15 protein-coding genes and 1 pseudogene are annotated in these 18,557 nt (G+C 59.4%); 13 read left to right on the plus strand and 3 right to left on the minus strand.

The window, feature by feature from the left end:
- Positions 1–58: 58 nt before the first annotated feature.
- Positions 59–577 carry a GNAT family N-acetyltransferase gene (locus GSR16_RS10305; protein ID WP_159877081.1) on the minus strand — a complete coding sequence of 173 codons (519 nt, stop codon included), beginning with the start codon at positions 575–577 and terminating at the stop codon, positions 59–61.
- A 595-nt stretch (positions 578–1,172) separates the two neighbouring features.
- Between GSR16_RS10305 and GSR16_RS10310 the strand changes: the two genes are divergently transcribed.
- The 4 genes from GSR16_RS10310 to GSR16_RS10325 all read left to right on the plus strand — a co-directional run bounded on the left by GSR16_RS10310 (position 1,173) and on the right by GSR16_RS10325 (position 3,288).
- The gene (locus tag GSR16_RS10310) at positions 1,173–1,613 is read left to right on the plus strand and encodes a BRO-N domain-containing protein (protein ID WP_159877083.1); all 441 of its coding nucleotides are present in this window, start codon (positions 1,173–1,175) and stop codon (positions 1,611–1,613) included.
- A 6-nt stretch (positions 1,614–1,619) separates the two neighbouring features.
- Positions 1,620–1,859 carry a hypothetical protein gene (locus tag GSR16_RS10315; protein ID WP_159877085.1) on the plus strand — a complete coding sequence of 80 codons (240 nt, stop codon included), beginning with the start codon at positions 1,620–1,622 and terminating at the stop codon, positions 1,857–1,859.
- A 535-nt stretch (positions 1,860–2,394) separates the two neighbouring features.
- Positions 2,395–2,673 carry an EamA family transporter gene (locus tag GSR16_RS10320; protein ID WP_159877087.1) on the plus strand — a complete coding sequence of 93 codons (279 nt, stop codon included), beginning with the start codon at positions 2,395–2,397 and terminating at the stop codon, positions 2,671–2,673.
- A 36-nt stretch (positions 2,674–2,709) separates the two neighbouring features.
- Entirely contained in the window at positions 2,710–3,288 is a 579-nt protein-coding gene (locus GSR16_RS10325; RefSeq protein ID WP_159877089.1) for a DMT family transporter, read from the plus strand.
- Between the two features lie 41 nt (positions 3,289–3,329).
- On the opposite strand, the gene GSR16_RS10330 is transcribed toward GSR16_RS10325, so the two are convergent.
- Together GSR16_RS10330 and GSR16_RS10335 are read right to left on the minus strand one after the other, a co-directional pair.
- Positions 3,330–4,052: an anaerobic ribonucleoside-triphosphate reductase activating protein gene (locus tag GSR16_RS10330; protein ID WP_159877091.1), complete on the minus strand. Its 723-nt coding sequence runs from the start codon at positions 4,050–4,052 to the stop codon at positions 3,330–3,332.
- Positions 4,030–5,961 (minus strand): annotated as a pseudogene (locus tag GSR16_RS10335) (ribonucleoside triphosphate reductase). Before GSR16_RS10335 ends, GSR16_RS10330 begins: the two are co-directional and overlap by 23 nt.
- A 295-nt stretch (positions 5,962–6,256) precedes the next feature.
- Here GSR16_RS10335 and GSR16_RS10340 point away from each other — a divergent pair.
- From GSR16_RS10340 to GSR16_RS10380, 9 genes are all read left to right on the plus strand, one after another.
- A complete protein-coding gene (locus GSR16_RS10340; protein ID WP_159877093.1) occupies positions 6,257–8,038 on the plus strand; it encodes an ATP-binding response regulator in 1,782 nt (593 codons plus the stop codon).
- A 174-nt stretch (positions 8,039–8,212) separates the two neighbouring features.
- Entirely contained in the window at positions 8,213–8,818 is a 606-nt protein-coding gene (locus GSR16_RS10345; protein ID WP_159877095.1) for a response regulator transcription factor, read from the plus strand.
- Complete coding sequence (locus GSR16_RS10350) at positions 8,818–10,572, plus strand: ATP-binding response regulator (protein WP_159877097.1); 1,755 nt, start codon at positions 8,818–8,820, stop codon at positions 10,570–10,572. The genes GSR16_RS10345 and GSR16_RS10350 overlap by 1 nt, the downstream gene beginning before the upstream one ends.
- Positions 10,573–10,729: 157 nt before the next feature.
- A complete protein-coding gene (locus tag GSR16_RS10355) occupies positions 10,730–11,836 on the plus strand; it encodes an ABC transporter ATP-binding protein (protein WP_159877099.1) in 1,107 nt (368 codons plus the stop codon).
- Positions 11,837–11,905: 69 nt separating this feature from the next.
- Positions 11,906–12,931: an ABC transporter substrate-binding protein gene (locus tag GSR16_RS10360; RefSeq protein ID WP_240902457.1), complete on the plus strand. Its 1,026-nt coding sequence runs from the start codon at positions 11,906–11,908 to the stop codon at positions 12,929–12,931.
- 113 nt (positions 12,932–13,044) lie between these two features.
- Positions 13,045–14,313 carry an ABC transporter permease gene (locus GSR16_RS10365; RefSeq protein ID WP_159877103.1) on the plus strand — a complete coding sequence of 423 codons (1,269 nt, stop codon included), beginning with the start codon at positions 13,045–13,047 and terminating at the stop codon, positions 14,311–14,313.
- A gap of 26 nt (positions 14,314–14,339) precedes the next feature.
- Positions 14,340–15,158, plus strand: a complete 819-nt coding sequence (locus GSR16_RS10370; protein ID WP_159877105.1) for an ABC transporter permease — start codon at positions 14,340–14,342, stop codon at positions 15,156–15,158.
- 216 nt (positions 15,159–15,374) lie between these two features.
- Positions 15,375–16,901, plus strand: a complete 1,527-nt coding sequence (locus GSR16_RS10375; protein ID WP_159877107.1) for a FecR family protein — start codon at positions 15,375–15,377, stop codon at positions 16,899–16,901.
- A 4-nt stretch (positions 16,902–16,905) separates the two neighbouring features.
- Positions 16,906–18,546 carry a CHASE2 domain-containing protein gene (locus GSR16_RS10380; RefSeq protein WP_159877109.1) on the plus strand — a complete coding sequence of 547 codons (1,641 nt, stop codon included), beginning with the start codon at positions 16,906–16,908 and terminating at the stop codon, positions 18,544–18,546.
- Positions 18,547–18,557: the final 11 nt, after the last annotated feature.

The raw sequence follows: 18,557 nt of genomic DNA on the forward strand, positions 1-18,557 counted from the left end.
ACCTGAATAAATCTCTGCGCTTGAATACGAAACCAAGGCTTCGCTCACGTGGTGATGGTTAAGCCGGCGTCTTTGCCAGCGACAGCACATGAATGCCTTCAACAATTGGCAGGCCGACACCTGCCGACAAAGGATATTCCTCTACCTTCCCGGTAAGTACATAACCGCGCCGCTCGTAGAATGCCAGGAGTTCTGGTCGTGAAGACAGAACCGACATGTTGAGTACCGATGCCTTTAAATGTTCTGTGGCGTATGCCTCTGCATGGAGCAGCATTCGTTTACCAAGACCTTGGGCCTGCATGGCGGGATTGGTTGCCAGCATGCCGATGTAAGCACCAGACTGGACTCCTTCCACATGTACACATGCGACAATCTTTGGCCCGAGACACAACAGCAGAATCGTAGACTGCTCGTGAAACAAAGAAAGAACCTGCTCAGCAGTAGTTCTTTCGCCAGCAATCAGATCTGCCTCGTGTGTCCAACCCGCCTCTTGCGGAGAGGGGCGGTAGGCTCTGTTCACGAGAGTTGCAATTTCTTGGGCATCGGCCTCACCAGCAATACGTAGTTCAAATGACATTGGCGCTTTCATGGTTTAAGCCAGCTAATAGTGATTCACGAGCAGAGACGGCATGGACATTGCTGACAAGACGGGCAGCAATGGAACAGCAGCAAAGCATTTAATGACATGCAGATTATCCGATGCAGACCCTCCACTCAAGCAGCAATCACACGGATAGCGCCGCAGAAATCCGCTGCGCAGGTGATGATTTAAGTGCCGCTTCCGCACGGCAAACGGGAAGGAGGGCTTGCCTGGCCAAGCCCTCCTTCACCTCCAAGACCACCCAGCAAGCATGGCCTGTGGCTGCCAGACAGCGCCCGTCCGAGGCGAGGCGCGCCTGAACTCGCGATTTGCCAAGTTCAAATCGCTCAGACAGGGCAGGCGCTTAACACCTCGCCCCGGCCACCCGTCGGCATGCTTGACGGGGCCCGTGGGTCGCATCGGTGCGGTACTTTCGCTGCAAGCAACGTCCTGCTCGCCTTCCCTTTCGTGCAGTTTCCACCCCGCGATAGCGTCCCTAGAATCCGCCGCTGGTGCTCAACACACCTCAAACAGCGGCTACCGCACCCGAAAGTATGTGGCATTTTTCTTTGTCCACACGGAGCCCCGCACCATGACAGATCAAGCCACCCATCAACATCCCCCTCCGCTTTGTTTCTACTACCACGGTAAACCCCTGCACGTGCTACACCACAACGGCCAATGGTGGCTGTACAGCGGCGATGTGCTGGCCGTCATTGGCCGTCGACTGGGATGCCGCATCCAGCATTTACTGGCAGCAGACCCGACACGTGAAAACTCGCCAGAAACAGAAGACACCAAGGAATGCTGGCCCGCGCCCGCCCTGCTGCGCGCCTTGCGCCGCAGTAGCAAGCCGCTGGCGCGGCAGTTGCGTGACTGGTTGAATAGACAGATGCTGCCGGCGCTGGCGCAGTTGCCGCCCGCCGCCCCACGTTGGGAGCAGGCCTTGGCGCTGGCGGCGGAGGCCGGGGTGCAAGTGAGCCATGCGGTGTTGCAGGCGGTATTGACGCAGGGTGCGCGCCGGCAACATTAGCACTGGTTGCTGACGCTGGATTACACGCCGGATCACCCCCTGCGCCATGCGCATGGCCGTTTGCTGGGGCTGAACAGTTCGGCCACGCCCTTGCAGGCGCTGGCGCAGCAGATTGCTACCCCGCAGGGGATTGCGGCAGATAATGGCGAGCTGTTAGGGCTGGCCGCTGCCTGCCATCAGCGCTTGCACAGCCGTCTGTCGCGGCAGGTGCTGCGTGATGGGCAGGCGCAAGCCCGCCCGGCTTGAAGTCTTGCGCGGGTGCGCAGACACAAAATGCGTGAGAACTAGGCGTGACGCCAGTTGAACTGGCAAAAGCGCCGCTGCCACCCTTCCAGCCTTCCACCCTTCCAGCCTTCCAGCCTTCCAGCCTTCCAGCCTTCCAGTTCGGTAGATATTGACTATTAAAACGCAAATTCAAATTTTCAATTTCTATCGACATGCATGAATCATGCGCATCACCCTTCCGGTACAAGCTACTACCGGAAGGGATATAAATCTTTGCCCGCCGCAATGAAAATTCCAACTCGAAGCGATGGTTTTATCAAACATGCAAAGATTAATCTGATCGCACCCAGACATAATTCTTATTATAAGAAACAGCTAAATAATAGCCTTGACGCCCCGGTCATTCAGCTAAATTATGCAAACAGCAATCAAGGCGTTACCACTCAGCCACAGCGCCAACAATACTGCATTTTCCTGACCGAATCATCAACACAAACCATCACGCCATACCTGCTATTGAACAGCCTCCATACTGCCCAACAATAAAGGACGGCATATGCAAATCAGAATCAGCCGCGGCATTTTATCTGCAACCATGGCTGCCTTTTGTTGGGGCAGCGCAACAGTCATGTCTAAATTTATTATTGAAACGATTAATCCGGTCTTACTGCTTTGGCTGCAATTATCCGTTAGCGTCCTGGCATTATGGATGATCATTTTATATAAAAATCTCATTCCTAGCTCCATGAAAAATACATGGCAGCTCGCCTCACTTGGGCTTTTTGAGCCGTGGCTTGCCTATTTACTCGGCTTGATAGGACTGGCCGAAACCTAAGCTATTGGAGCCACACTTATTCAATCCTCTGAGGCAATGCTTATTGTTGCCATTGGAACAGTATTTTTTAAAACTTTGCCAAGCAAAAAATTTATCTTGCTCTCACTTATTGGATTTCTTGGTCTTTTGCTGTCACTTGGCATCTTTGAATATCAAGACATTGGAAGCAGCAGCACTGGAGGAATGTTTCTAATCTTCATTGGCACTGCAATGGCCGCTCTTTATGTCATTCTATCAGCCAGACTAGCTAGCACAGCCAACCCAATATACATTGTCGCCCTACAGCAAACAGTAGCATTACTACTCACCAGCCTTACACTATTACTTATATGGAACACCAATGCAAATGAAATGAATATGCCCAGCAATTTCACCATGTGGCTCATCATTGCCGCTTCAGGTCTAGTTCAGTTTGCAATGGGGTTTACTTTATACATTTACGCACTTCAGTCCCTTAGCGCGAATTCGGCTGGTACGTTTCTTAATCTAACACCCGTTTTCGGAATTGCATGCGCATTCATTGCACTTGGAGAAAGAATGTCAACCTTTCAAATAATGGGAGCCATATTGGTTATCACAGCTGTAACATTAATAAACCGAACGAGCGAGTCATAACAACGACTTGCCACATTCAAACCACTGACACACTCTATCCATCAATGTCGCCAACTGAACTGGCAAAAGCGCCGCTGCCAGTCGTCCAGCACCGCCCTTCCCGGCCATTGTGCGGCGTCGAACAGTGGCTGACCCTGGCTATCCCTGCCCTGTTGCAGGGCGGCATGGGTGACGCCTTTGGCCTGTAGCGTTGCCGCCAGGCGGTACAGGCTGTCTGCCGTCATCACTCGCGGGTCCAGCGTGGTGCGGCATTCCAGCGCGGCTCCGCTGGCCAGTGCAATATCCAGCGCCTGCCACATGCGCGCCTCGCTGCCCGGCACGCCGGTGACGGCATCCACGCCGCCGGGCGCGGCCTTGATGTCCAGCCCTATCCAGTCCACCAAGCCCTTGAGTGCTGCCAGCCGCTGCGGATAGATGCCTGCCGTGTGCAGGCCGATGACCATGCCCAGCTGGCGGGCGTCCTGCATCCACTCGCCCAGCTGCGGAGCCAGTGTGGGTTCGCCACCGGAAAACACTACGCCATCCAGAAAGCCGGCCCGCTGTGCCAATACGGCCCGGGCGGTGTCCCAGTCCAGCACGCCCTTGCTGCGCGCCTGCAGGTCCGGGTTGTGACAGTAGCCGCAACGCCAGGGGCAGCCGGCGACAAACACGGTGGCTACCAGTTGCCCTGGCCAGTCGCAACTGGAAAACGGCTCGATACCGGCCAGCGGCAAGTCGCTGCGGCTGGCCGGTAGCCGCTGCTCAGTGATGCAGATGCTGTTCATCAAAATGCAGACGCTCGGCAAATTCACCCTGCTTGCCTGTGTTGAAGGCGGATACCGGGCGGAAATAGCCCATTACGCGGGTCCATACTTCGCAACGGGTGCGCAGTGCCGGGTCCAGCTGTTCGGCCTGTTTGATTTCGGTTTGATGTGACATGTTGTTCTCCTGTGAAGGGTGGGGATTAGGCGCTCAGAGGCAGCCGGGCGCAGTGACTGCCGTCGCGCGGGCCAGCAGTTCGGCATCGCACTTGGGGCAGAATTCGTGATGACCGCTCAGGTAGCCATGCTGCGGGCAAACCGAGAAAGTGGGTGTCACCGTGATGTAAGGCAGGCGGAAGCGCTGCAGCGAGCGGCGCACCAGCTGCTTGCAGGCTGCGGCGGAGCTGACAGCCTCGGTCATGTACAGATGCAGCACGGTGCCGCCGGTATAGCGCCGTTGCAGCGGCTCTTGATGCTGCAAGGCCAGGAAGGGGTCGTCGGTATGCCCGGCCGGCAGTTGGCTGGAGTTGGTGTAATAAGGTTTGTCCGCCGGACCGGCCTGCAGGATGTCGGCAAAGCGCTTGCGGTCTTCACGGGCAAAACGGTAGGTGGTGCCTTCGGCCGGGGTGGCTTCCAGGTTGTACAGATGGCCGGTGTCTTCCTGCATTTGCACCATGCGTGCACGGATGTGATCCAGCAGCTCCAATGCCAGTTGCTGACCTGCCAGGCTGGTGATGTCCTCGGCATCGGCGGTGTAGTTACGCACCAGTTCGTTGATGCCATTCACCCCCACGGTGGAAAAATGATTGCGCAGCGTGCCCAGATAGCGCTTGGTATAGGGATACAGGCCATCATCCATCCAGCCCTGTACCCGCTCGCGCTTGATTTCCAGGCTGATGCGGGCCAGTTCCAGCAGGCGGTCGGTTTCGGCCAGCAGGCCGGGCCAGTTGCCCTTGAAGCGGTAGCCCAGCCGTGCGCAGTTGAGGGTGACCACGCCCAGCGAGCCGGTTTGTTCGGCGCTGCCAAACAGGCCGTTGCCGCGCTTGAGCAGCTCGCGCAGGTCCAGTTGCAGGCGGCAGCACATGGAGCGCACCATCTGCGGCTCCAGATCGGAATTAAGAAAATTCTGGAAATACGGCAGGCCGTAGCGTGCAGTCAGGTCGAACAGCAATTCGGCATTGGGACTGTCCCAATCGAAATCCGGGGTGATGTTGTAGGTGGGAATGGGAAAGGTAAACGCCCGACCATGGGCATCGCCCTCACTCATCACGCGCAGGAAGGCGCGGTTGATCTGGTCCATTTCGTGTTGACAGTCGCCATAGCAGAACGGCATTTCCTCGCCGGCAATCAGCGGAATCTGTCCGGCCAGGTCGGTCGGGCAGATCCAGTCAAAGGTGAGGTTGGTAAACGGGGTTTGCGTGCCCCAGCGCGAAGGGACATTAAGGTTGTAGACGAACTCCTGCAGCGCCTGCTCTACCTGTGCATCGCTCAGGCCATCGCGTTTGACGAAGGGTGCCAGATAGGTGTCCACGCTGGAAAAGGCCTGCGCGCCCGCCCATTCGTTCTGCAAGGTGCCAAGAAAATTCACCATCTGCCCCAGTGCTGAACCCAGGTGGCGCGGCGGCGCGGACTCCACTCGCCCAGGCACACCATTGAAACCTTCATGCAGCAACTGGCGCAGCGACCAGCCAGCGCAGTAACCGGCCAGCACGTCCAGATCGTGCAGGTGAAAATCTGCCTCGCGGTGGGCGGTGGCGACGGCTGCCGGGTAGATGCCATCCAGCCAGTAGTTGGCAGTCAGCTTGCCGGCGGCGTTGAGTATCATCCCGCCCAGGCTGTAGCCCTGATTGGCATTGGCGGATACGCGCCAGTCGGCGCGGCTGAGGTATTCGTCCAGCGTGGCAAGCGGATTCACCAGTACAGTATTTTTCATAACAATATGTAGTGATTTAAAATTTCAAAACACTATATATTGATTTTTATGTCGCAACAGGCCCAGCAGAAAAAGACTTGATCCGCATCAAGAGCTGCCCTTGCCCACACACTGCTGACTGCATTTGTCTTGACCGTGTCACACAAGTGATGACGGAACACAGATTGACTGGCAGAACAGACGGGGCTGCGGACTATAATGGGCGACAAAGCCATGCCGCATGCACATGCCGGCCAAGATCGAAGAGAAAACAAGACAAGCCCGGGTAGCCCGCCTTGTGGCCAGCACATCATTCATGATCAACAATCTGGAAGATTCATCGCAGGAGAAAGTACGGATCGAACAGATCCGACTCCTGCTCAACAATCTGGGCAGCTCCGTGCTGCCCGGCATCCTGGTGGTATTGCTGGTGGCCTATGCCTTGCAGCATGAGGCCGACCCGCTGCGGCTGACCGTGTGGTGCGTGGTGGTCATCGCCTCCAAGCTGATCGACATCATCGATGCCCGCCGCATCCTGTCCCGCGAAATCCTCCCCGCCCGTCTGCCCGCGCTGCGGCGGCGGCTGGTGCTGCTGCACGCCATCGACGGTGCTGCCTGGGGCAGCCTGATGTGGGTGGGTCTGAACCCGGCATCGCCGCCCAGCTGGATTCTGGCCATTGCCGTGCTGTCCGGCGTGGCGGGTAACTCCATGTCCATCCTGTCACCAGTGCTACCGGTCTTCATCGGCTTCATCACGCTGGAACTGGGCATGATTGCGCTCAAGGCCATGCAGTCGGATGCCGTGGCACTCAATGCGCTGGGGTTGGCCGCCATCATGTATCTGGCCACCTTGCTGATGCAGGCGCGCAACAGCGCACAGGCTGCCCGAGGGGCCATCGAACTGCGCTTTGAAAACCTGGAGCTGGTCGACCGGCTGCGTCAGGCATCGGCCGACTCGCGCCACGCCCAGCAGGAGGCGGAGCAGGCCAATATCGCCAAATCGCGTTTTCTGGCTGCAGCCAGTCACGACCTGCGCCAGCCCATCCACGCCCAGGGCCTGTTTCTGGAGGTGCTGGGCAAAACCGAGCTGACACCCAGACAGCAGGACTTGCTGGCTAATATCCAGAGCGCCACCAATGCCTCGGCGGAAATGCTGCACAGCCTGCTGGACTATTCTCGCGTGGAAGCCGGCGTGATTACGCCACAACGACAGGCCTTTGCCCTGCAAGCACTGCTCAACAAGATGGAAAGGGAACTGGCCCCGCTTGCAAATAGCAAGGGCCTGTTTTACCGCACACACGACACGGCAGAACTGGTCCTGTCCGACCCGTCACTGATCGAGCTTATCCTGCGCAATCTCATCAGCAATGCCATCCGCTACACCCAGGAAGGCGGCATCCTGATTGGCTGTCGCCGCCGTGGCAATCAGCTGCAACTGGAAGTCTGGGATAGCGGCATCGGCATCGACCCGCACCACCAGCAGGAAATCTTTGTCGAGTTCCACCAGCTTGGCAATCCCGAACGCGACCGCAAGAAAGGCCTGGGGCTTGGGCTAGCCATCGTGCATGGTCTGGCCCAGTTGCTGCAGCATCCTTTACAACTGCAATCCCGCCCAGGCCTTGGCAGCGTGTTTCGTCTGAGCCTGCCGCGCGTCGACAGCACCAAGCACGACGCCGTGCCAGCTGCCGCGCCAGCGGCCATTACCCGGCTACTGCCCTGCGCCACCATTCTGCTGGTTGAGGATGATGAAATCGTCCGCAGCAGCATGGTGCTGCTGCTGCAAAGCTGGGGCTGCCAATGCCTGGCCACGGAATCACTGGAAACTGCCCTGCCCTTGCTAAACCACTGCAAGCCGGACTTGCTGATCAGCGACTACCGGCTGCGCGAACAAAAAAGTGGCACCGATGCCATCCGGGCCATCCGGGCGGCACTAGGACAGGATATTCCGGCCCTGCTGCTGACTGGCGACACTGCCCCGGCGCGACTGCGCGAGGCCACCGAGAGCGGGCTGCCGCTGCTGCACAAGCCGGTGCCACCTTCAGTGCTGCACGATACGCTAGGCCAGATGCTAAACCGGCAATCCAGCCATCAGGCGTGAACATTTCCAGGAAAAACAGAGAAAAGCTTTGCTATTCTCTGAAAACAGGACATATTTGCCTTTCAGCCAATTTTCATCCTCTTGACATGACGCGCCCATCAAGGAAACACGGGCGGACGGACGGCCCTGCAGCCCCCGGCACCCTACATCCCAATCAGCGACAGACACCCAAACATGCTTAGCGCCAGACTGCTCCTCATCGACGACCACGCCTTGTTCCGTACCGGCTTGCGCCTGGTGCTGGAAAACAACGACAAGGTTGGCGACATTCTCGAAGCCGGCACCGTAATGGATGCCATCCACCAGTTCGGCAGTACGCCAGTAGACATCATTTTGCTGGACATCCAGCTGCCCGGACTGAACGGGCTGGATGGCGTCAATGTGCTGCAACGCTATTTCCAGTCGGCCCGCATTATCATCCTGTCGGCCAGCCCGGAGCAGGCCGCCGCCACGCCTGGCATTGCCGGCGTGCTGACCAAATCGGCCAGCGTGGCGCAGATCGACGAAGCGCTGGAGCGCTGCCTGCGCGGCGAAGTAATGGATTCCGCCACACCGGCTGCAAGCGGCAATCGCCATTCACAATTGACTCCGCGCCAGCTGGAAGTACTGAGCGAGCTGTGTCTGGGCCGCTCCAACAAGGCCATTGCCAATAGCCTGGGCCTGTCAGAAAACACCGTGCGCGTACATGTGGCCGCCATTCTGGAGCAGTTTGGCGTTTACAGCCGTACCGAGGCGGTACTGGAAGCACAGCGGCGCGGGCTGGTACAGGTGATGCGCTGATGCTGTGGCCACGCTTCGACCCGCCGCGCCTGCTGGCCGCGCAGATGGAGCTGATAGACCATAGCTTTGGCATTGCCATGCTGGGCTGTTTTGTAGCGTCATTGCTGATGGCGATGGGGGTGTATGTCAGCACCGGTAATGTCGACACCATGGGCTGGTCTGCGCTGATGGGTGTGGGCTGCGCTGCCGGTCATTTCGGTCGCTTCCGTATCCGCGACCGGCTGACTGAAGCCCGGGCACCTTACTATGCGCGCTGCATGACACTGCTGCTGGTCTTTCTGGGCAGCATGTGGGGCATAGCCGGCGGCCTGTACATGGATCTCAGCTTTCCGCCCACGGCCATCAGTCTGCTGTCGATGATTGCCGGCATGAGCGCGGCGGCACTGGCCATTTTCTCTCCCTGCCTGCCGGTGGCGGTCGGTTTTTTCATCCCGTCCATCCTGCCGGTGTGGGGGGTATTCCTGGCCACCGGCAATCTTGCCTATCTGCCGATGTTTCTCGGCGTACCACTGTTTCTGCTGGTACTGCTGATATTTGCCCTGAATTACGCCCGGGTGGCCCGGCGCTCGATCGAACTGCGTTTTGAAAATACCGAGCTGGTAGACCAGCTGCGCGAGCAGACCGGCCGTGCGGCTGAGGCCTTGCACGAGGCAGAAGAAGCCAACCGTGCCAAGCTGGTGTTTCTGGCTTCAGCCAGCCACGATTTGCGCCAGCCCATGCATGCACTGGGGCTGTTTCTGGCCACGCTGAAAACCACCACGCTGGATCCGCGTCAGCAAGAACTGCTGGAACATATCGAGGCATCGGCCTCTGCCGCCTGCGAAATGCTGGACACCCTGCTGGACTTCTCCAAGCTGGAGGCCGGCGTGATCGAGGCCAGGCCACGCCAGGTGGCACTGCAAAGCATTCTGTACAAGCTGGAATGTGAATTCGCGCCGCTGGCCAATGGCAAGAACCTGGTATTCCGGGTGAGGGAATCCGCGGTGCATGTGCATACCGACCCCAGCCTGCTGGAGCTGATCCTGCGCAACCTCATCAGCAATGCCATCAACTACACCCGCAGCGGCGGCATCCTGATTGGCTGTCGGCAGCGAGGCGAGCATTTGCTGATCGAGGTATGGGATAGCGGCATCGGCATTCCGCCGGCCCAGCAGCAAGAGGTGTTCCGCGAATTCCACCAACTGGGCAATCCGGAGCGCGACCGGCGCAAGGGCCTGGGGCTGGGATTGGCCATTGTGCGTGGCCTGGCCCTGACCATGGGCCTGAAGGTGGAGCTGCAATCCCGTCCTGGCCGCGGCTCGGTGTTCCGCCTGCACATGCCGCTGGCCAGTAGCCAGCCGGAGCTGGCCGAAACCGTCGGCAGCCCGCCGCGCCAGCTGCCCTTGCAGGCCGTGCCGGTGCTGGTGATTGATGACGATTACGCGGTGCGCTCGGCCATGGAGGCGCTGTTGGGCTGCTGGGGCTGTCACATTCTCACGGTAGAAGGCGGTGCCGAAGCACTGGATTGTCTGGACAGCTTCCAGCCCAGGGTGGTGATTGCCGACTACCGCCTGCGTGGCAACCAGACCGGCCAGCAGGTGCTCAAGCAGATTTGCCAACAGCTGGGCCGCAACATTCCGTCCATTATCATGACCGGCGACACTGCCCCCAACCGTCTGCGCGAGGCCCAGTCCAGCGGCGCGGTATTACTGCACAAGCCGGTGGATGCTGCCGCACTCTATGGCAGCATCCAGGCTTTGCTGGCAGCTGGCTGATACCGCAATGCAGCAGTCCCTATGCTGACGTCGTGTAGGAATCGCCCTACAAGGCATCAGCAAATTTCCTGACAGCAAAATCCGCCGCTGGCCGATATCCCTGCTGTCATCGGGTTTTTACAATTCAGTCATCACCATTTAAACAACAGGAGTGGTCATGGCTGAAACGAGTGCAAGCGACATCCTGGTCCGCTTCAAGAACGTACAAAAGAGCTACGACGGCGAGACCCTGATCGTCAAGGACCTCAATCTGGATATCCGCAAGGGTGAGTTCCTCACCCTGCTGGGACCGTCCGGCTCCGGCAAGACCACCAGCCTGATGATGCTGGCCGGCTTCGAGACCCCGACTGCCGGTGAAATCATGCTGGGCGAACGTTCGCTCAACCGTGTGCCGCCGCACAAGCGCGACATCGGCATGGTGTTCCAGAACTACGCACTGTTCCCGCACATGACCGTGTCCGAAAACCTGGCCTTCCCGCTGAAGGTGCGCGGCATGGACAAGACCGACGTCACCGAACGGGTGAAGCGCGCGCTGTCCATGGTGCAGCTGGACAAGTTTGCCAACCGCTACCCCGGCCAGATGTCCGGTGGTCAGCAACAGCGTGTTGCCCTGGCCCGCGCCCTGGTGTTCGAACCGCAACTGGTGCTGATGGACGAACCGCTGGGTGCTCTCGACAAGCAGCTGCGCGAACACATGCAGATGGAAATCAAGCATCTGCACGAACGTCTGGGCGTGACCGTGGTGTACGTGACCCACGACCAGAGCGAAGCGCTGACCATGTCCGACCGTGTGGCCGTGTTCCACCAGGGTGAAATCCAGCAGATCGACAGCCCGCAAAACCTGTACGAACACCCGCGCAACACTTTTGTGGCCAACTTCATCGGCGAAAACAACCGCCTGCACGGCAAGCTGCTCAGCCGCGATGGCGAGCGCTGTACCGTTGGCCTGGAAAACGGCGAGCGCGTGGAAGCCATGGCCATTCACGATGCAGCCCCGGGCGCACCGGTATCGCTGTCCATCCGCCCGGAGCGCATCAATCTGAACGTGCAGCAGGAGCAGAACCGCTTCTCCGGCCGCGTGCGCGAATTCATCTACCTGGGTGACCACGTGCGTATCCGCCTGGAAGCCTGCGGCAACTCCAGTTTTATCGTCAAACAGCCTATTGCCACCCTGGACCCCAAGCTGTCCGTGGGCGACGTGATTTCCCTGGGCTGGAATGTAGAACACGTAAGAGCGCTCGATCCTGTCGAACTGGCTGAATGAGTGCGTGCGAGTGAGTGCGTGTAGTTGTAGTCCCAAAACAATATGGAGAACTATCAAATGAAGAAATGCATGAAAGCTCTTTCGCTGGCGGTTGTGGCCGCTTGTTGCGCTCAGGCTGCCCAAGCCGCTGACCTGACCGTGATTTCCTTTGGTGGTGCCAACAAGGCAGCCCAGGAAAAGGCCTACTACGCTCCGTTCACCAAATCTACCGGCATCAAGGTGGTAGGCGGCGAATACAACGGCGAAATGGCCAAGGTCAAAGCCATGGTCGACACCAAGAGCGTGTCCTGGGATGTCCTGGAAGTGGAATCCCCGGAACTGGCCCGCGGTTGTGACGAAGGCATGTTCGAAAAGCTGGACTACAGCAAGATCGGCAACAAGGCTGACTTCGTACCGGGCGCTGCCCAGTCCTGCGGCGTGGGCATCTTCGTATGGTCTACCGTACTGGCCTACAACGCCGACAAGCTGAAGGTTGGCCCGAGCGGCTGGAAAGATTTCTGGGACGTGAAGAAGTTCCCGGGCAAGCGCGGCATGCGCAAGGGCGCCAAGTACACCCTGGAAGTGGCCCTGATGGCTGACGGCGTAGCGCCGAAAGACGTGTACAAGGTTCTGGCCACCCCGGCCGGCGTTGATCGCGCCTTCAAGAAGCTGGACCAGCTGAAGCCGAACATCCAGTGGTGGGAAGCCGGCGCACAACCGCCGCAATACCTGGTATCCGGCGACGTGGTGATGAGCTCGGCCTACAACGGTCGTATCGCCAACACCCAGAAGGAAGGCAAGAACCTGAAGATCGTATGGACCGGTGGCATGTATGACTTCGACTCCTGGGCCATTCCGAAGGGCTCCCCGAACAAGGACGCTGCGCTGAAGTTCATCGCTTTCGCCAGCAAGCCGGAAAACCAGAAAGTGTACTCGCAGAATATCGCCTACGGCCCGACCAACAAGAAAGCCGTACCGCTGCTGGACAAGAAACTGGTTGCCGACCTGCCGACCGCTCCGCAAAACATCAAGAACGGTGTAGCCGTGGATGTAGCTTTCTGGGCTGACTACGGCGAATCGCTGGAACAACGCTTCAACGCCTGGGCTGCCAAATAAGCAGCTGCAATACGCATGACTGCTGCCGGTGATATCTGCCGGTAGCAGGTCCGCCCCCTCGGGGGTTCATCCCCAGGGGGTTTTCACCCCTTACCTGATCCGGAGCCGGAAGAATGACCGCTTCCTCTGCACCCACCACCGCTGTCGCAGCCACCCAGCCGGAGGCCGGCCGTTCTCTGAAGCAGAAACTGGCCCGCGCCGAGCGCATGAACAAGCTGAAGTCGCAATTGCTGATTCTGCCGCTGGTGCTGTTTATCCTGCTGGTGTTTGTCTTGCCCATCACCAGCCTGCTGTTCAAGAGCGTCAACAACCCGGAAGTGGTTGACGCCATGCCGCACACGGTCAAGGCCATCTCCAGCTGGAGCGGCCGTGCCCTGCCGCCCGAAACGGTGTATGCCGCCGCGGCACAAGACATCCAGCAAGCCCATGACGACCAGAAACTGGGCGATCTGGGCAAGCGCCTGAACATGGAAGTAGCCGGCTATCGCAGCCTGCTGAACAAAACTGCCCGCGCCCTGCCGATGGACCCGGCCCCCAAGTCCTACAAGGACGCGCTGACCAATCTGGACGAGCGCTGGGGTGACCCGGCCTACTGGCAGGCCATCCGCCGCAACACCAGCAGCCAGACGCCGTTCTACCTGCTGGCCGCCATGGACCATCGCGTGGATGATCTGGGCGAAATCAGCCGCTCTTCGCCGGACCAGGCCATTTACCTGGAAATTTTCACCCGCACCTTCTGGATGAGCCTGGTGGTGACTGCCATTGCACTAGCCCTGGCTTACCCGCTGGCCTACCTGCTGGTGAACCTGCCCACCCGCAGCAGCAACCTGCTGATGATTCTGGTACTGCTGCCGTTCTGGACCTCCGTACTGGTACGGGTTGCCGCCTGGATCGTACTGCTGCAATCGGGCGGCCTGATCAACTCCACCATGGAGTGGCTGGGCATCATCGATCACCCGCTGCAACTGGTGTTCAACCGCACCGGCGTGTACATCTCCATGGTGCACATCCTGCTGCCCTTCATGATCCTGCCCATCTACAGCGTGATGAAAGGCATTTCGCCAAGCTATATGAAGGCCGCCATCTCGCTGGGCTGCCACCCGTTTGCCAGCTTCTGGCGCGTGTACTTCCCGCAGACCGTGGCCGGTATCAGTGCCGGTGCCCTGCTGGTGTTCATCCTGTCCATCGGCTACTACATCACCCCGGCCCTGCTGGGTAGCCCGAACGACCAGATGGTGAGCTACTTCGTCGCCTTCTACACCAACACTTCGATCAACTGGGGCATGGCAACCGCACTGGGCGGCCTGCTGCTGGCAGCCACCATGATCCTGTACATCGTTTACAACTGGCTGGTAGGCGCCAAGAGCCTGCGCCTGGGCTAACCCTCACCCTTCACGGAGACATAACCATGCTGAACCCGACCATGTCGCCCATCGAAAAGGTGTGGCACTACGTTCTGCGCATTACCAGCGGCCTGACCCTGCTGTTCCTGATCCTGCCGGTGCTGGTGATCATTCCGCTGTCCTTCAACGAAGGCTCTTTCCTGGTATACCCGCTGACCGGCTTCTCCTTCCGCTGGTATCAGGACCTGTTCAGCGCACCGGAGTGGATCCGCTCCTTGCAGAACAGCATGATCGTGGCCCCGGCCGCCACCGTGCTGGCCATGGTGCTGGGCACGCTGGCCTCCATCGGCCTCACCCGTGGCGAGTTCCGTGGCAAGGGCATCATCATGTTCCTGCTGATTTCGCCGATGGTGGTGCCGGTGGTGATTGTCGGCGTGGCCAGCTACCTGTTCTTTGCCCCGCTGGGCATGGACAACAGCTACACCACGCTGATCCTGGAACATGCTGCGCTGGGCGTACCGTTTGTCATCATCACGGTGACGGCCACCCTGCAGGGCTATAACCACAACCTGACCCGTGCGGCGGCCAACCTGGGTGCTTCGCCCATCACCACCTTCTTCCGCATCACCCTGCCGCTGATTGCGCCGGGCGTGATTTCCGGAGCGCTGTTCGCCTTTGCCACGTCCTTCGACGAAGTGGTGGTGACGCTGTTCCTGGCTGGCCCGGAACAAGCCACCCTGCCGCGTCAGATGTTCAGTGGCATCCGCGAAAACCTGAGCCCCACCATTGCGGCGGCGGCTACCTTGCTGATCGGCTTCTCCATCCTGCTGCTGTTGACGCTGGAATGGTTGCGCGGCCGCAGCGAGCGCATGCGCACCAGCTGACAACCAGGCATTTCTTCATCTGCTCCGTCCTTTGCAGACATTGGCAGGCCAACCCTTACAGGTTGGCCTGATTTTTATTACAAGAACAAAACAATACAGGCTGACTAACCACGCACTGTTGCATTCTCATGCAAGGGGCTTACCATGCAGATACTCTGCGTTAGTTGCGCCCATTTTTTTGCAAGACTGTCTATGAGAATTATCCCAATTACAGGTGTGATTTTATTTTGCAGCCATGTCCATGCTGCTTCCGGCATCGACAGTGCCAGCTGGGAATATCTGGTCAAGCCGGGTGATTCGCTGTGGACCTTTGCCGACCAGCATTTATCGTCCCCGGCCTATGTGCCGCGCCTGCAAAAGCTAAACCATATTGCCGACCCCTACCGCCTGTCCCACGGCAGCCGCATCAAGGTGCCCTACCTCTGGGTCAAGCAGCAACCTTCCACGGCCCAGATCGAGGAATTCTCCGGTGAAATCAGCGCGCATGATGCCAGTGGCAAATCACTGCCCATCAGCAAAGACATGCGCTACCCCAAGGGTGTGCAATTCCAGACCGGCAACGATGCCATGCTCAGGCTGCGCTTCGCCGACGGCTCCACCCTGCTACTGAATGCCAACACCAACGCACAGCTGCAAAACGAGATCTACTACCCCAGCACCGGCTCGGCCAGAACCGAAATCAGGCTGGACAAGGGCAACGCCGGCAGTTCGGTGATTCCCAACATCCTGATGCCGGGGCGTTACCAGATTCGCACCCCGTCAGCGGTCACCACCGTGCGTGGCACCGAATTCCGCGTGAGTGCGGAAACCATGGACAGCACCGCCACCGAGGTATTGCGCGGCAAGGTCAAGGTCAATGGCAACAAGCAGGGGCAGGTTGATGTACCAGCCGGCTTTGGCAGCCTGACCTCCACCAGTGCCAGACCCACCCCGCCAGAGGCATTGCCTGCCGCTCCCGACCTGAGCACCCTGCCCTCAACCAGCAGCTTTAATCCGCCGCTGCTGCAATGGCAGGCTGACCAGCTGGCCGTTGCCTATCGGGTAAAGCTGCGCGGCCCGGGCGCGCAAGGACAACAGCTCGTAGAGCGCACGGTAACAGGCCCGCAGCTATATGCCGCGCTACCGGAAAACGGCAATTACCAGCTATCAGCACGCGCCCGCAATGCCCATGGACTGGAAGGCTATGACAGCAGCCGCACCTTCACGCTGAAAGCCTTCCCGCAGCCGCCGCTGCTGCAGGCCAGTGATGGCGTGCAAGAAATCCGCGGCAACACTTTCTCCCTGATCCTGGACGCCAGTCCGGCCCGGCCAGTGCAATGGCAGCTGGCGCGCAGCACCGACTTTGCCAGCATCATCCAGCAACGCACGCTAACCGAAACCGACAGCACCATCGAGCTACCGGACAAGGGCCAGTGGTACTGGCGCGTGGCACGCCTGGATGCCAGCGGCCAAGCCGGCCCCTACAGCGAGACTCAGGCCGTCAACATGCGCGGACTGTTCGCCACACTCAGGCACTCGGTGCCATCGCTGCTGGCACGACGCTATCCGGTCAACGCCGCCAGTTATACGCTGACCTTATCCGATCAGGCCGACATGAAAACTGTCCGTTACCGCAACAGCAGATCCCAGCCGGCATGGCCGCTGGCACAGCTGCCACACGGCAAGTATTTTGCCCGGCTGGAAGTCAGCGGTGACCATGGCTACCAGGCGGTGGAAACCGTCGAAGAAATCCATCTCCGGTAAGTCCATGCCTGCAGACACATCCAGATCCGCATCGGGCAAATCCAGGCTACGGCAACTGCTGCCCTTGCTTGCCGGCTTTATCGGCGCACTGCTGGTACTGGCTGCGCCCCTGCAACGGCTGGATAACTGGCTTTACGATGCAGCACTGAGCTGGCATACGCTGGACAAATCAGCGGACGACCCCATCCTCATCGAGGTGGACAATCGCAGCCTGGCGGAAATGGGCAGTTGGCCTTGGCCACGTGAACTACATGCCCGGTTGCTGGATCAGCTGCAATCCGCCCGCGCTGTCGGCCTGGATATTGCCCTGGCCGAGAGCACGCTGGCCAGCAGCAAGCCAGATCAGGCACTGGCTGCCGCCATGCAGCGCAACGGCAAAGTCGTCAGCCCGGTGTTTCCGGAAAGCAACGCCAAGGGGCTGACGGAAACCCGGCCGCTGCCGCTGTTCGAGGCGGCATCCAACCGGCTGGGCCATACCGATTTCGAACGCGATACCGATGGCGTGGTCCGCCGCACCTATCTGCGGGCAGGACTGGGCAGCCCGGACCACCCGGGCTTTGCGCGCGCGGTTCTGGATGTAGCACAGGGCAAACCGGCCGCGCCAGCAGCACATGCCTTTCATGGTCGCGATGAACCCTGGGTTCGCGCCGACGAAGTCATGGTGCCATTTGCTGGCGGCAACCTGCCCTTCGAGCGCCTGTCCTACATCGACGCCTTATCCGGCGTCAGCAAGGATTACTTCCGCAACCGCATCGTGCTGATTGGCGTGACTGCCGCCGGTCTTGGCGACATGCACGGCACGCCGGTATCAGACAATGCAGCAGGCATGCCCGGTGTTGTCATCAATGCCTACCTGCTGCGCGGCCTGCAAGATGGCACGCTGATCCATCCGCTCAGCCTGCCAGCCCAGGCCTTGCTCACCCTGCTGCTGATCGTGCTGCTGGACTACAGCCTTGCCCCGCGCGGCCAGCAACGCAATGCACTGCTAATCTATACAGCAGCGGCCTTGCTTGTCGGGATGGGCAGCCTGTTGCTGCTTGAACTGGGGCATCTCTGGTTTGCCCCCATCAGCAGCATGCTGCTGGTGCTGCTATGCGGTTTCGCCCGCTTCATCTCACGCCAGGCCAGTCTGCAAACGCTGGCCACCACGGATGGGCTTACCCAATTAGCCAATCGCCGGCATTTTGACGAGGTTTTCATTCCGGCCATCGAACGCCAGCGCAATACCCGGCAGCCGCTGGCTTTCGTGCTGCTGGATATTGATCACTTCAAGCTTTACAACGACCAGTACGGTCACTATGCCGGCGATGTCATTCTCAAGCGGGTTGCCCATGTGCTGCGCGAGTCCTTCAGCCGCAAAGGAGTATTACCGGCCAGACTGGGGGGTGAGGAGTTTGGCGTACTGATGCCAGGCACCAGCATGCAGGATGCCGTGGATGCCGCCGAGGTATTCCGCCAGCGGCTGGAAGATCTGGACCTGCCGCACGATGGCAGCCCCCTGCTCAAGGTAACCTGTAGCATAGGCGTGGCCGCCCGCATTCCGCAGCCGGACGATACCGCCCAGCGTATTTATGAAGAAGCCGACGGCGCGCTATACATTGCCAAGCGCTCCGGGCGCAATGTAGTCAGCCCGGCATCCAGCTGAGCTGGGGCTCC

This window comes from Aquitalea denitrificans, from assembly GCF_009856625.1.
Classification (GTDB): Bacteria; Pseudomonadota; Gammaproteobacteria; order Burkholderiales; family Chromobacteriaceae; genus Aquitalea; species Aquitalea denitrificans.